The following is a 13,419-nucleotide window of genomic DNA, read 5'->3' on the forward strand; positions in this document are numbered from 1 at the left end:
GGCAACCCCTTTTCTCCCCCTTAAAATGATTATCATTCTTGAGAAAACCTGTCTCTTGTTTTTCTTGGAATAATTTATTCTTTGGAAGTCCCTAGGGTAATCATATTACCCTAGCTTCCATACAAAAAACTTCTGAGGGACTTCCAAAAAATAAAATATTCCTAAGCAATAATGATAATCATTATTGCTTAGATACCCATGAGTTAATTCTTTGGGATAATTTATTTTTTGCTCTGGGAAGGAATCTTCATGAGGCGATCGCGTTCTTGTAGTACTCCCCGACCGACGGCTGGGATGGGAAACAACCACTCGAAACAGAGCATTTGAAGCGGCTACTTTGCCCAGGCTGTGAAGCCACTGGATGGGTAAGGGTAATCACAAACCTTGCTATTGTTGCTTGCGATGCCTTCTCTACGAGAGGCTTTGCCAACGGCGGGCGTAGCCATCGCCAAAAAATAAGCATCTCTAATCTTTACGCTTTTTTTGAAGTCAGCTTGCATTTGGACTGTTTATATAGATATAATTAAAAAATAACTTAAAACAAAAAAAGCCAAAATTAAATAGCAACCTGAAGCCGGGGACATGAGTCCCCGGTTTGTTTTTTAAGTGAACAAAAATCCTCAATTTAACCAAATTGATTGAGGGTTGAAGCGTCATAAATACTTGTGACAAATATTTATGACATTTGTCAAATTAAAAATGCTTGTTTAGTTTTAAATACAAGAATTACAGAGGTTTTAATTCGTAATTAATTATAGGCAAAAGGGGTAAATTGCGTGCCATGAAATTAATGCTAGAATGTCATAAATCATGGGAGACGTTTGATAAAATGTTTTGATGTGGTCGAGATAAATCCAGTTTAGAAAATTAATGATTACTGATTTATTTAATAGCAAATCTTTCTCCCATATGCATCAAATCGCCGCTATTTATTTGAAGTAATTACTTGAAATTAAAAATTGTAGTTGGAGTTATTCAAATGAACTCAATCCCAGTAAATGTGTTTGATGTTTATCAACTTTATTGTGAATATCTTAAATTAACCCAGATCCCCAGCAAGCAAGACAGGACAGCAGGAATCCGTACCGCTATAGTTCGTTTTATGCTGCCTAAATTGGGATTGCCCTTAGCAAAAGGGAAGAAACTAACTCAAGAGGAGGTAAACGCTGGATTAGATTTCATGAAACAGGTGCCGATATCGGAGATGCCTAATGTAATGGCATACCAGAGTGAAGTTTTTGTTTCTTTAGGTGTAGCAGGAAGTGCAAGTGCCCGAAATTACCGGATGCACCTAAAAAAGATGCTCTCTTGGTGTAATAGCCAATCTTGGTGGAAAATAGCTGCTAAAACAGATGCTACAAAATATTGCCCTCCCATCCGTCAAAAAAGAGGTCGAGTCGGCGATCATTTCCGGGTTACAGATAAAAAGCTTACATCTAGTTGCCCTAACTATGCTTATGGATTAAAAGAACACGAAATCTCAGATGTATTAAAACAAGAATTCGAGAATTTTTTAAGTTTTCAGATAGCAATTGTTGGCAATCGAAAACGTCAAGATGCTCCTTTAAGAAAGCGGAGCGCTATCGCTCATGTTAACAACAGTAAACGTTTATTAGGATGGTTATTCCGTTATCAGGATATACCTCTAAACCAATTAACTTTAAAAATTCTTGTCCCTACTAGCTGTTTATCTGAAAATGGACAGCGAGATGAAGAAGCTATCGATAAAATTATGGATTTTGTTGATGAACATTTACGATGGCTCAGGGAAACTCGTGGAGCTTCCCCTAATACCGAATTAAAAGTGGTGGAATCATTAGTTGCTGTTGCTAAATACTTGTATCACAAGGAATCTAAATCTAAATCTCGTGAACAAGTAGCTAACAAACGTGTTGGATATAAGGATATACCAATAATTGAAGAGTTGCGGCAATTAGAGTGCGAAATAATGGCAAGAGTCAATGTCACACCACGTTGCGCTGATGAATCCAAAAAATGGGTTGATTGGTTAACATTTAAAGCTTGTGTACAGCGTTTGCTCGAAGAATGCGCTCCAAAAGATAAATACGGTAAGCAACGCTCTTTACGGGCGATCGGTCAAAGTCATCAAGTCGCTTTAATTTGTATGCTTTTGAGTGCCTTTCCAGATAGATCCAGAACTATACAACAGTTAGAGTTAGGAAGAACTTTAATAAATCGCGACGAGAAATGGTTTGTTGAACATACAGCAGAGGATTTTAAAACAGGAGATACTTATTGTAAAAATGGACAGAAACGAATTGTAGAACTCCCAGCAACTTTATATCCCTTATTGCAGGAGTGGTTATCAAAATGGCGAGAGGTTTTCAATCCAAATCACCCCTATGTATTTACGCAATTGAATGGAAAACCCCTAACAGATGGCTCCCTATACAACTATTTTCGGAAACGAATATATCGTTTGACAGGACAAGCTTTCACTCCTCACATGGTAAGAAATTCGATTGTGACATATCTCAAACTTTCTGGAACATCAGACTCGGTGCTAGCTGCGTTTGCGGAACTGATGGCTCACAGTCAAAAGATGCAGCAGATTTATGACCACCGTATTTCTGAGCAAAAAGTAGCTCCAGCTTTGCAGGCATTGCAGTCATTGCCTACGGGTACTTTACCACCACCGCCACCGTTGACTGTTAAACCTCCCAAGTGAAGCCTGGGGAGGAGATGTGCTGAAAGTAGTTATCCTACAGCTAACTCTATTGTGTCTATATTACTTTCGGCTTTCTGATTTCTGCCAAATGAATCTGCAATTATGTGCAAGACTTCTGCTTGTTCTTCTGGCGGTACTTGAGCAATCAGCGATCCCAATTTATAGAGTAAAGGATTCCCGATCTCTTAACGAAAGCATTTTCTTATTTGGCTCTCTCTAAGCTTGCAATCGCCAAAAAATATAGGCATTCTAAGAAGTTTACGTTTTTTTTAAAGTTAGCCTTGCATTTCGACTGTTTCTATGGATATAATTACAGTAGGAAATTAAAATCCAAAAAGCCAAAATTAAATAGCAACCCGAAGCCGGGGACATGAGTCCCCGGTTTGTTTTTTAAGGGAACAAAAATCCTCAATTTAATTAAATTGATTGAGGATTGAAGCGTCATAAATACTTGTGACAAATATTTATGAAAGTTGAAAAATTAGAAATGTTGGTTTAGTGCTAATCATCATGGTTTAAAAGATTTTAATTGTCAAATAATTCAATGTAAAAAGGTAAATAGTATGGAAAACCCCTACAGATGGCTCTTTATACAACTATTTTTCGCAATTTACATGGCAGCAGAATGAAAGATTTTTGGGAGGAAGTAGATTCTGCAAAACAAGAACCAGATGCTCAAAAACAGCAACCAAATTCTGAGATTTCAGAGATAGATGCTGCCCCTAAAAAAATGCGTGCTTTAAATCAAGCACCTATTTCAGGTCAAACCCAACTACAGCAAGCATTCCATGAACCCTCACAAACTGTTCAAGAACACATCACAAACTCTTCAAAAGAGTTTGTGATGTGTGTCTCTTCCACGCAAAACGAAATTTCGCAAGTTGAGGAGACGGCGATCGCACCCTTGGGGGGGTGCATCGCCTCAGACAGTCGAGGGCGTGAAAGAGAATGAAGTTGACTTGCCTGTGGCAACTGACTGCACGACGCTAACGCTTGTGGATACTGTACAAGGTGAACCCGCTTCGTTGTTAACTGAAAACCAAGACTCTGGTGAGGAACCGGAAGCCCCTCATGAGGACACTTGTTCCGCGCCGCAGCCTGAAATGGATAAATGGAGCGATCAAGCAATAGTTCAGCGTAGGGAATTACGTCAGGAAAGGGACAAGAAACTTAGACTGGCCAGTATGTCAGGTGATAATCCAGGATTTGAATACCTGAAAGAATGCTGGGATGATGACCCTATTTTGTGGATATTCATTAAGAAGTTGCTGGGCAAGTTTCCTAGTTGGTGTATGACTTGCGTAGATGGGGTGCTGGTTGATTGCAACAAAGAATAGATGCTACAGTCCAATAAGTGCAAGCCTTGTGTATGTCAAACAAACCAGATCCACAGGTATTAGAGACAGCGATCGCAGCAGCCAGTAATGCTCACACTAGTCTACATCAAGCTATTAATGAGTTGCGGCTTAACAAGCGTCACCGTGCCAAAAGAGATAATTTGTACGCACTTGGCTGAAACAAAGATGGAGCAAGCTTTTCAAAACGTGCTTTCTACCATCATTTTTGTGGAATAACTATGGTTATGCTGCTAGTTTTGATCTAGTTTGAACAAAATAATCGTCGTTTCAGGCACTTGAAATTTTCTTACCGTACTATTTTCTCGGATTGGCACGGTGACGCCTACATCATCCAGAGTCACAAATTTAAATTTCCGCATGATAGTTGATAGCTCTCAATCATACTTGCTTATGCACGATTACACTGCGATCGCACTATCCAACTCTGTACTGTATCTACTAGAAATAACAGGCTTTTGACTTACATTTTTCCATTTCCGCCCGATTGCTAGTAAAACTAATTCCATTTCCTCATCATTCGCATTTTCAATCATCTCTATCAGTTTCCTGCCAGAATCTTCTTTTTCTGATAAAGGCTTCTCAGCTAGCAGCTGGCAAAAATAACGACGCGAACCTGGGGATAACTGATCCATCCCCTCAAGTAGTGCTGCAAAAACTTCTGGGCTTACCCATTTATGCCCGGAGCGAAACTGGGATAGGTGATTTTGGCTTATACCAGCTAGCACGGCTAATTCCTTTCCCTGAATGCCGTGTCGATCCATCGCCTGCTTAAATAGCTGGTAAATTTGCATAAATTTTTGTTTCCTACTTTTATAACTACTAGATACAATGTACAGTACAATTTATCTACTAGATAAATCTGATCAATTTAGTAGGTTGATCAGATCGTAATTCTACTTCAAATAAAACAGCCCCGACAAGCGTACAGCTTATCAGGGCAATTTCTAAACCTGAAGACAATAGTATGACAATCCAGTGTTTTTCTCAAACGTCCTTTGACGGATCTTTGAGAGCTAATCATGTGCTAGATGCAACCTGCGAGGTGCATCTGTGACAGAGCAACATTATCGAATGACGTTAAGCGATGCGATCGCCAAATATCAGGGACATGATCTAACAGCAAAGGGACTTGTACATTTTTACATCCTAATTAAATGTCGCCCCGGTTGGAAAATCCGTCTTGAACATCAAAAAGTTTGCGAAGAATTAGGGATTGCTAAAACTGCTTTTTATAACGCTATCAGTCGGTTAAGAGAGGAAGGATCGATTGATTGGGAGGCTCCAAAAGGTATTTTAGTGTCAATAAGCAGTACTTTCCGCGAATGCGGAATAGATTCCACGATTGCGGAAACTGAGTCCGCAAACATGGAATCTCATTCCACGATTGCGGAAGCTGAGTCCGCAAATACGGAATCCCATTCCACGATTGTGGAATCAAAAAGCTCACAATCCTTGCATGATAATGGTTTTGAAGATTCCCCAAATTTATTAATAGATTCTTATCAAATTTTTAATAACTCTCTCTCAGATAGCGCGAGAGAGAGTTTTTTAGAATTTGCTAAGAAAAAAGCATCTCAGTTACCTAATCCTCCTCAGCTCCCGCAGCGCTGGATAGAAAGGAACTTTGATGAACTACGATCGCAGTGGTACAAGTCCAAGGGGCAAAGTTCCCCAGCGCAAAATTACAAATGGGAAACAGACCCGCGCACTCCTGACTGGCTAGCTGTAATCGAAGAGACGGCTAACCCTTTGGAGTTTGCCACTGATAAAGAAAAACAAGATTTTGTTCGGTGGTGTAACGAAACCAAACAATTTAGCTGGTTGAGGGGTGAATCATGAGCGAATTACCTATTTTTGAGCGTTCGCCAATTCTCCCCAATGAAGTTGAGGATAAGGAAATTTGGCGGCCAGGTTGGAACTGTTTCTGTTGCCAGGATACAGGCCAAATCCAAGCGCATTTAGTTAGGCGAATAATCCCCGATTACGACCATAACCGTGATCGCATTCCGGTTTGTCAAGGATGCAATAAATTTGACAGACACAATTTGATGGAATACGGAGTACTCGATACTCGGTTTGACTTATTTTTGTGCAAAAAACTAGACGCGATTTCTCGCTCTGAGTGGAAAAAGGTTACAGAGAAGAAATTTGAAAAGTATAAAAAGCAACTTGATATTGCAACTAGTCAAATTTCTAAATCTCACAGTTTAGCTAGCAGCGATCGCACTCTAAACGATGACCGAGAGGTACAGCAGCGCAAGGCTGAAATTGAGGCTATCAGCCCCGAACAGTGGAAGGCGATGAATGAATCTTACTTAGTAGGTAAAAAAGATGAGTGAAATTTCCTCTAAGAAAATATGGGTTGTAGGTGATCGCATTATTACAAGTGGCGATGCCTGCGACGGGCAAAGCCAACGCTTAGGAACAGTATCGAGTGTAGATAAGAAAATCGGTATCACCTGGGATAACGGGCTATCTTCCAAATATACCCCAAAACAAATGCAGGCTTGGAACTATCAAAAATTCTTAGAGGAAAAGGAGGCGACAGAATGCAACTTACACAACTTGACCTCTGCTCAGGAGTTGGTGCAGGATTTTGCCTCGCAGGATTGCAACACGGTCTTAAACTCATCGGAACCGCAGAGATTGACGAATACTGCTCAGGCATCCTCAAACTGCGATATCCCGGCATACACAACCACGGAAACGTGCGAGATATCCCAAGACTTGCTAAACAAAGACTTGGGTACTATATGCACCCAGGAAGAATTGACATTATTACAGCCTCTCCTCCCTGCCCTCCATTCTCCACAGAAGGCCAACGGCTTGGAGGTGCAGACAAGCGTGATTGTTTCCCCGCCGTCCTCGAAACCATTGGAGAATTACAACCAAGGTTTGCAGCCATTGAAAATGTCCCAGGACTTATCACCTGCCCCGATTACCCAGGACAGCCCACAGGCTCATATTTCAGAGGCGTGGTCAGAACCCTTGACCTCTTCGGGTACGATGCGGAATGGCTTACTATCGGAAGCGGCCATTTTGCCAGCCCCTACATTAGAGAGCGAGTATTGCTGGTTGCGATCGCCCGGAGCCTTAAGCCTCAGTGGGAAAGGGCGGCCTCCTGGACAGACCAAGCAAGAAGCAGAACTGAAGAAGTTAGGTTTAATAAACTCATGCGAGGTATTAAACCCGGCTATCCTTTGTCAGTGGTACGAAATCCCGGACTCCTGGCTAGACCCCTCGGAGTGCCGAGCCGCGACGGAACTATTAGAAGAATGCGACAGGCAGCAGGAAATCTTCTCGATCCTAGAGTTGCAGCGATCGCCCTTAATAGAATCGTCTACCTTAACTCCTTGTGTAGAGAACCAGTCGCCAGTTACTAGAGCTAATGCTAAGGCTGGAACTTACATTATCGATAACTCTGAATCATTGGGAATTATTAAGCAGAATTTAGGTTTTGGGTTTGTCGTTGACTGGTTTTCTTCTGAGTTTACTTACAACTGGGAACGAGATGATCAAATTATTGCTGGGTTAGCGATCGCACCACAACACCTAGTAGAAAAATTCTTAGAGGATAATCACCCTCAACTCTGCACCAGATGTTTAAAGGTAGTAGACAGAGAATACACCTGTGATAAATGTCCACCTATGCAGTGTACACAGCAAACTCAAGATGTACATTGCCCTAGCTGTGAATCGCCATTAATCAAACTAGATGATGGCTGTGGTGTGTGTGGATGGACACCCGAAAATTTCTTAGAGGAAACTGAGCCGCAGCCGGAAGCTGTCCAGAAGCCCAAAGGCAGACAGCGCAAAGGATGCCTGTACAGATATATTGAGAATAAGAAGCTGAAAAATGGAACCATAGCTAGCTACCCCCGTGTAATTGGCGACCGTAATCCTGATAATCCTACTCATTGGCGCTGGGGGTTTAACTGGGAAGAGAAGGTAGATGGTGAGTGGAAGGGGCGGAGTATTGGAAGTGTGCCATTAGGGGCGATCGCACTTATCCAATCTATGCAAAATGAAGGGGTTAGCTTAGAAGAAATAATCGGTTTTATTCGTAGAGCAAAGCTAAAAAATAAATTCTCAGAGGAAAAGTGCGATGCTATTAACAGAGCCTGAAATCCAACAAGTATTAGAGCGAGTTAAAGCTGCTTTTCCCAACTTTACTAATTGGGAATACAATAATGAAAAAAACGGGGAGTATTTTGGCTTTTCTGTGTGGGGAGAGTTTGTGATTAAATCCGAAGAACTAATAATGCCAAAGCGGTTTTTTATCACACTGGACACTAATCATGAGGACAAATGGCAAGGATGTTTAACTATAGGGCAACACAGCTATTTGTGGTCTAGTGCTGATGCAGGAGATGCCCACATAGTTAGTACAGAGCCTTGTGAAACTTTAGAAGAAGCAATTACAGCACTCAAGGCAAAAATATCAGAACTATTTCAAGCTTTCTTGGCAGGAAATTAGAAGGAGTAAGTAAAAAGCGATCGCTCGGGTTTCCTCTAAGAAAAATCACAGGTTATCGCGTGCAGAATGTGTTGAGTGATAGCTATCCTATTAAATAGAGTTTTAGCAAAACAGTCAATTTCACAGGTGTCTAACAATCAACAACAGCAATGCCAACTCTGCCAAAGAGAGATGAAATCTTTGACTGTCCATCACTTGGTTCCGCGACAAAATACCAAACGCAAAAAACAAGACCCAGGCCCAACAGCAAATATCTGTTCTGCCTGCCATCGACAGATTCATGCTTTATTCGATAATAAGCTGCTGGCCCTTGAACTCAACACATTAGACAAGCTCAAAAATGAGCCGCAAATGCAGAAATTTTTGGTTTGGGTAAGAAAGCAAGACCCAGGTAAGCGGGTATCAGTCCATCGCTAGAAAATAAGGTGGGATGGCGTAAGCGCGTTGCTCCCGGCGGATATGCCATCGCACGACTTGTACCCTAATATAGATGCGCTCTTGAATTTAGAGTAGTAAGCAAGGGTGATAGCAATTATTGCAAACATTACAATGACTAACTCTCAACCTCCACTGCCACAACCCGAACTAGAGTCTGCGGGTATTACCTTTGACCAATATGTAGAATTTACCCCAGAAAAGTTGGAACTGTGGGACGGATACCTGGGCTACGGCGGACAAAACCAACTTGGGTTTCATTTAGCAGTTTTGAGAAATATGGGGCTACTGGCAGCAATTCGTCATACAGAATTGTCACTGTGGATAGAAGCCCTAGACCGTCATCTAAAAGAAAAACTAGAAACTGTCAGCGCTCAACCTGAAGTAGCCGAAGCTTTGCTAAACCGCCTAAATCGAGCAATGGAAAATTTGGCAGCAGTGGCAGAGTATTTGGAGGGATAGCAATACAAAAAGTATTTTGGCTTACTAGGCAGTAAGTATCTTGCACTGATGTGATATAAACGCTACACAGCAACTTGAATTAAGCTAATATTCTTCTCAAGAATATCTATTTCATCTTGAGATAGTATTTTAGGTTGCATTTGTTGCAGGTCACGCAGCACAATTTTGACATCCTCAGCATTAAACTTATAATACTCAGTTAAACTTCCGATGGGATGATTAAAATCTCGATAGCGGTGTTTGAAATACAGTTCAATATTCCCTCTATGCTCCCAAGTTCCTAATACTCTAATAGCAGCACTCGAATAATAAGTAAGTAAATCTATTTTTACTTCTGCTACTCGCTTGATAATGGGTCTTTGAGTTACTCCTATTTTGTAGATAATTCCAATATTAGTTTCAATCTCTAAAAAATACAGACTAGAGGATAGAATATAATTATTCATGTCAGGAGGCAACAGTTGTCTCCCTGTTCCCCTCTTAGGAGGCTTTGGGTTTGATGAACTTAAGGGTCATGCGATCGCTCTCCCCAATAGTGAGGAAGCGTTGCCTATCTTTTTGACCTTGGCTCAAGGTTGGAGGTAGTGTCCAAACTCCACCCGGATAGTCCTTGGTATCTTTTGGGTTAGCATTAATCTCTGATTTGCCTACCAATTTGAAGCCAGCCTTCTCTACAGCAGCAATTACCCCATCAAGAGACATATAGCCAGTTTTAATACTCTCTTGTAAAGAAATATCTGGTTTGCCACGGTGTTCTTCCACTCCCAAAATGCCCCCTGGCTTGAGTGCTTTATAAGCCGCCGCATAAACCTGCTCGTCATAGCCAGCTTTGACCCAGTTGTGAATATTGCGGAAGGTAACAACTAGGTCTACAGAATTGTCTGGGGCTAGGGTAAGTTCATTTGGGGGATTGATTTGGGCGACTTTAACCTTACCAAAAACCTCTGGATTAGCTGCCAGTTTTTCTTGGAAAGCCAAAGCGGGTTTACTTGTGCTGGGAGCAAAGTTAGTAACTATGAGTTGTCCCTTTGCCGCTAGAAATGGGGCAAATATCTCGGTATACCATCCGCCCCCTGGCCACAATTCAACCACAGTCATATTTGGGCGCAGACCGAAGAATTGCAAAGTCTGGGCTGGGTGGCGGTACTTGTCTCGGAGGCGATTTTGCTCTGAGCGATAACTGCTGGTGAGTATGGTTTGGAGTGTGGTTGTACTGTTGAATGTTGCTTTTTCACTCTCGTTGGCTAGAGTTGGGGGCATTACGGATGCCAATACAAGGATTGCTAGAGTCAGGGCTTTGAGTAAGCCTTTGCGGCGGGTAAGATTTTGTGCAAATTTCATAGCTGTTGTTTTTACTTTCCGCTTTAGCATAGGGCAAATAGTGTTCTCCTAAATGAGTGCGATAACGTACCCGTCTACTATAGGTATTACTCTCCCGTTTTCCTCTCTACGAGACGCGCTCTGCGCGTTCGCTTGAATGAGGAGCGATCGCTCCAGAAAGTCTATTGCTGTATGTAGGGGAAACTTGCCGCAGTAACAAGCGATGGAAAGGTAATCTCTCCTGGGGCTATGCAAATGCTAATAGCGCTAAAAAAAAGGCATCAAGGAAAAATATTTTATTTTTTAAACATGCTAATTGCTGCAATACCAGACGCACCAGCATCAAGACATTTTTGATAATTGTTTTCGTTAATTCCCCCAAGAGCAAAAACTTTCATTTGTGTTGATTTGCAAGCTTTAGTGAGCATATCTAGACCAATACCTTTTGCTTCTGGATGAGTTGGGGTCGCAAAAATAGGTGAAAAAAATACATAGTCTAATCCTTCATCCTCTGCCTCTTTTATAGATTTTAATGAGTGACATGATTTTCCAAACAGTATACTATTGCTTTTTGCCTCTGGCATTTTAATTTGGTCTTTTTCTCTCAAATGAAAAGCACTAACTAAAGAAGATTTATAATTTAGAGAAAATGGTAAAATAATTTGCAATTCTTTGTCGGATAGATTCTCAATAATTATATCTATATTTTCTCTATTTGCCTCATATAATCTTATATAACACGAATCTGCACCGTTGCTGATAGCTCTGTTTACCCATTTAGTAACTTGAGCAGCAATTTTTGATTTGTCAGAACAAATTATTTCGGAATTCTCTCCTGACAAAATATCAAATATGGCGATTTTTTTAAAAGGTTTTATTGTTTCTTTCATAGAACCCTTCTTTCATTTTACAGTAATGGTTGTAGCAGCATTTATCTCATTAAAGCTCTTAACTCTACCATTTTCCTTATTCTGGTGAAACCAAAGGCAAATGCTCTTAATTGTCAGTTCTGGGGGATAATCAGCTAGTCGGCACGCTCCCCGTAAACCCCAATTGGAACCAAATCAGCTAAACCTATTCTCAGATGTGACCCTCACACCAGCACGTAGAGCAAAGGCGCTGGTGATGAGTGCTGATGCCCTGCTGAAGTGGAAATCTCAGATTTTGGATTATCAGCAACGGGTGAGGGAAAGTCAACCAGCAAAACAGGTGACACTGTTTGACATTGCACCCAACCACTGCAACCCAGATGCGATAGATCCTTTTACTCTGCCCTTGCAATCAATGGCGTTTTACAGGATGCCAACAGATGCGGGTAGTGCCGCTATTTATTTTGTGATCGATAATGCCATGCCCTTGCTGTTGTATGTTGGTGAAACAAGACGATCTGGTAAACGCTGGAAAGGTGAGCATGGATGCAAGCAATATCTAGATAGTTACCATTCACTGCATCATCATTATGGACTGCAACGGGAAGTGAGCATCGCTTTTTGGTGGGACACTCCCACAGACCGACGCTCACGGCAAGAGTTGGAATTGAATTTGATTTTGAAGTGGCGATCGCCGTTCAATAAGGAAAACTGGGAGCGCTGGGGGCAACCGTTTGGGTAGAAGAAAGTAAAGTTTAGTATCAAAGCAAATCCCTTCTCCTAACAGAGCGATAAATTATTAATTGAAGCCCTATAGCTTCATAGGCAGATTTGACAGCCGATGTTCAATTTAGTAAGAGGTAAAGACGCTGTTGTATCTCAATCTGTCTCGTCAACTAACAACACCCAACTCGAACGCTGATATTTCCTCCTAGTGGTAAACAGAGGGCACTGTAACTGGTTGCTCAATACATTTTAATCAGTACAACCCTGAACGAATGATGGATGTGAGGAAATAACTAAGTGACTAGAGCTTGGGTGTTGTTGTTTTGGGAATATATATAAGCAACGCCTAACTGCACTATCCCCTTCAACAGCAGAATAATTAGTTGATTATTATTGGTATTAATAGTTATTATTCTGGTTTACCGAACTGACCAATTAGAGTAAACCGTAATCTTTTTTTAGTTTTACTTAAGTGCGGTAATCATCATTTTATTAGGTGATGAGAACCGAATTTACATGAGTTTTAACCATACTTATTATAAATACATAAGCACAAAAGCAAGTGCAAAAACGATTAAACAAGAGCTAATTAATGCGAGAAAGAGTTATGGTACTAGTTCGTTACAACCCCTGGCAAGAATTGAACGCTTTAGAACGTCACATCAACGGTTTATTTGGAGATACCAGAGTACCATCTGCACGGTTTGACAGAGATTTTATTAGAGTTCCGGCTGCTGAGTTGCACGAAACTGATGATGCTATTCATCTCAAACTAGAACTGCCAGGACTAGACGCTAAAGACCTGGATATTCAAGTCACCCAAGACGCTGTTCACATTAGCGGTGAGCGCAAGTCCCAAACTCAAACCGAAAACAATGGTACTACAAGAAGTGAATTCTACTATGGTAAATTCCAACGTGTAATTCCTCTATCTGCTCGGATTCAAAATACTAATGTCACCGCAGATTATAAAGACGGCATTTTGAATTTGACACTGCCAAAAACTGAGCAAGAAAAGAACAAAGTTGTCAAGGTTAATCTGGAACAACCTACTGCATAGTTTGAAATTACTCTACCTCCAAT

At 41.1% G+C, this 13,419-nt stretch carries 18 protein-coding genes; 12 read left to right on the forward strand and 6 right to left on the reverse strand.

The features are described from left to right. Positions 1–247: 247 nt before the first annotated feature. Complete coding sequence (locus tag H6G26_RS16550) at positions 248–463, reverse strand: hypothetical protein (protein ID WP_190730298.1); 216 nt, start codon at positions 461–463, stop codon at positions 248–250. Between the two features lie 516 nt (positions 464–979). Between H6G26_RS16550 and H6G26_RS16555 the strand changes: the two genes are divergently transcribed. Continuing rightward, positions 980–2,689, forward strand: a complete 1,710-nt coding sequence (locus tag H6G26_RS16555; RefSeq protein WP_190730299.1) for a site-specific integrase — start codon at positions 980–982, stop codon at positions 2,687–2,689. A 29-nt stretch (positions 2,690–2,718) separates the two neighbouring features. Here the strand turns inward: H6G26_RS16555 and H6G26_RS43810 are convergent, their stop codons facing one another. Next, positions 2,719–2,847 carry a hypothetical protein gene (locus tag H6G26_RS43810; protein WP_277883882.1) on the reverse strand — a complete coding sequence of 43 codons (129 nt, stop codon included), beginning with the start codon at positions 2,845–2,847 and terminating at the stop codon, positions 2,719–2,721. A 422-nt stretch (positions 2,848–3,269) separates the two neighbouring features. On the opposite strand from H6G26_RS43810, the gene H6G26_RS42615 reads away from it, so the two are divergent. From H6G26_RS42615 to H6G26_RS16565, 3 genes are read left to right on the forward strand one after another with little or no spacing between them, the layout of a single operon-like run. After that, positions 3,270–3,641 (forward strand): hypothetical protein, encoded by a 372-nt coding sequence (locus H6G26_RS42615; protein ID WP_242053753.1) that lies wholly within the window; start codon positions 3,270–3,272, stop codon positions 3,639–3,641. Beyond that, on the forward strand, positions 3,628–4,026 hold the full coding sequence (locus H6G26_RS16560) for a hypothetical protein (RefSeq protein WP_347242468.1): 399 nt from the start codon (positions 3,628–3,630) through the stop codon (positions 4,024–4,026). Before H6G26_RS42615 ends, H6G26_RS16560 begins: the two co-directional genes overlap by 14 nt. Before the next feature lie 32 nt (positions 4,027–4,058). Next, positions 4,059–4,205 (forward strand): hypothetical protein, encoded by a 147-nt coding sequence (locus H6G26_RS16565; protein WP_190730300.1) that lies wholly within the window; start codon positions 4,059–4,061, stop codon positions 4,203–4,205. A 240-nt stretch (positions 4,206–4,445) separates the two neighbouring features. On the opposite strand, the gene H6G26_RS16570 is transcribed toward H6G26_RS16565, so the two are convergent. Beyond that, positions 4,446–4,838: a helix-turn-helix transcriptional regulator gene (locus H6G26_RS16570; protein WP_190730301.1), complete on the reverse strand. Its 393-nt coding sequence runs from the start codon at positions 4,836–4,838 to the stop codon at positions 4,446–4,448. Between the two features lie 259 nt (positions 4,839–5,097). Here H6G26_RS16570 and H6G26_RS16575 point away from each other — a divergent pair, with 259 nt between their 5' ends. The 6 genes from H6G26_RS16575 (at position 5,098) to H6G26_RS16605 (ending at position 9,421) form a co-directional block, all read left to right on the forward strand. After that, the gene (locus H6G26_RS16575; RefSeq protein WP_190730302.1) at positions 5,098–5,886 is read left to right on the forward strand and encodes a hypothetical protein; all 789 of its coding nucleotides are present in this window, start codon (positions 5,098–5,100) and stop codon (positions 5,884–5,886) included. Further along, complete coding sequence (locus tag H6G26_RS16580) at positions 5,883–6,386, forward strand: hypothetical protein (RefSeq protein WP_190730303.1); 504 nt, start codon at positions 5,883–5,885, stop codon at positions 6,384–6,386. The genes H6G26_RS16575 and H6G26_RS16580 overlap by 4 nt, the downstream gene beginning before the upstream one ends. Further along, positions 6,379–8,172 (forward strand): hypothetical protein, encoded by a 1,794-nt coding sequence (locus tag H6G26_RS42620; RefSeq protein ID WP_242053754.1) that lies wholly within the window; start codon positions 6,379–6,381, stop codon positions 8,170–8,172. Before H6G26_RS16580 ends, H6G26_RS42620 begins: the two co-directional genes overlap by 8 nt. After that, positions 8,153–8,524: a hypothetical protein gene (locus H6G26_RS16595; RefSeq protein ID WP_190730306.1), complete on the forward strand. Its 372-nt coding sequence runs from the start codon at positions 8,153–8,155 to the stop codon at positions 8,522–8,524. The genes H6G26_RS42620 and H6G26_RS16595 overlap by 20 nt, the downstream gene beginning before the upstream one ends. Before the next feature lie 75 nt (positions 8,525–8,599). Beyond that, a complete protein-coding gene (locus H6G26_RS16600) occupies positions 8,600–8,941 on the forward strand; it encodes an HNH endonuclease (RefSeq protein WP_347242469.1) in 342 nt (113 codons plus the stop codon). 132 nt (positions 8,942–9,073) lie between these two features. Further along, a complete protein-coding gene (locus H6G26_RS16605; RefSeq protein ID WP_190730307.1) occupies positions 9,074–9,421 on the forward strand; it encodes a hypothetical protein in 348 nt (115 codons plus the stop codon). Positions 9,422–9,483: 62 nt separating this feature from the next. Here the strand turns inward: H6G26_RS16605 and H6G26_RS16610 are convergent, their stop codons facing one another. The 3 genes from H6G26_RS16610 to H6G26_RS16620 all read right to left on the reverse strand — a co-directional run bounded on the left by H6G26_RS16610 (position 9,484) and on the right by H6G26_RS16620 (position 11,631). Continuing rightward, positions 9,484–9,879, reverse strand: a complete 396-nt coding sequence (locus H6G26_RS16610; protein WP_190730308.1) for a GIY-YIG nuclease family protein — start codon at positions 9,877–9,879, stop codon at positions 9,484–9,486. 22 nt (positions 9,880–9,901) lie between these two features. Further along, positions 9,902–10,792, reverse strand: coding sequence for a class I SAM-dependent methyltransferase (locus H6G26_RS16615; RefSeq protein WP_190730309.1), 891 nt, complete (start codon positions 10,790–10,792; stop codon positions 9,902–9,904). A 245-nt stretch (positions 10,793–11,037) separates the two neighbouring features. After that, positions 11,038–11,631, reverse strand: coding sequence for a thiamine phosphate synthase (locus tag H6G26_RS16620; RefSeq protein ID WP_190730310.1), 594 nt, complete (start codon positions 11,629–11,631; stop codon positions 11,038–11,040). A 196-nt stretch (positions 11,632–11,827) separates the two neighbouring features. Here H6G26_RS16620 and H6G26_RS16625 point away from each other — a divergent pair, with 196 nt between their 5' ends. Both H6G26_RS16625 and H6G26_RS16630 read left to right on the forward strand, forming a co-directional pair. Then, the gene (locus H6G26_RS16625) at positions 11,828–12,352 is read left to right on the forward strand and encodes a GIY-YIG nuclease family protein (protein WP_347242470.1); all 525 of its coding nucleotides are present in this window, start codon (positions 11,828–11,830) and stop codon (positions 12,350–12,352) included. A 591-nt stretch (positions 12,353–12,943) separates the two neighbouring features. Further along, positions 12,944–13,396: an Hsp20/alpha crystallin family protein gene (locus H6G26_RS16630; protein ID WP_190730312.1), complete on the forward strand. Its 453-nt coding sequence runs from the start codon at positions 12,944–12,946 to the stop codon at positions 13,394–13,396. Positions 13,397–13,419 lie beyond the last annotated feature (23 nt).

Source organism: Nostoc sp. FACHB-888, from assembly GCF_014696655.1.
Taxonomy (GTDB): Bacteria; Cyanobacteriota; Cyanobacteriia; order Cyanobacteriales; family Nostocaceae; genus Nostoc.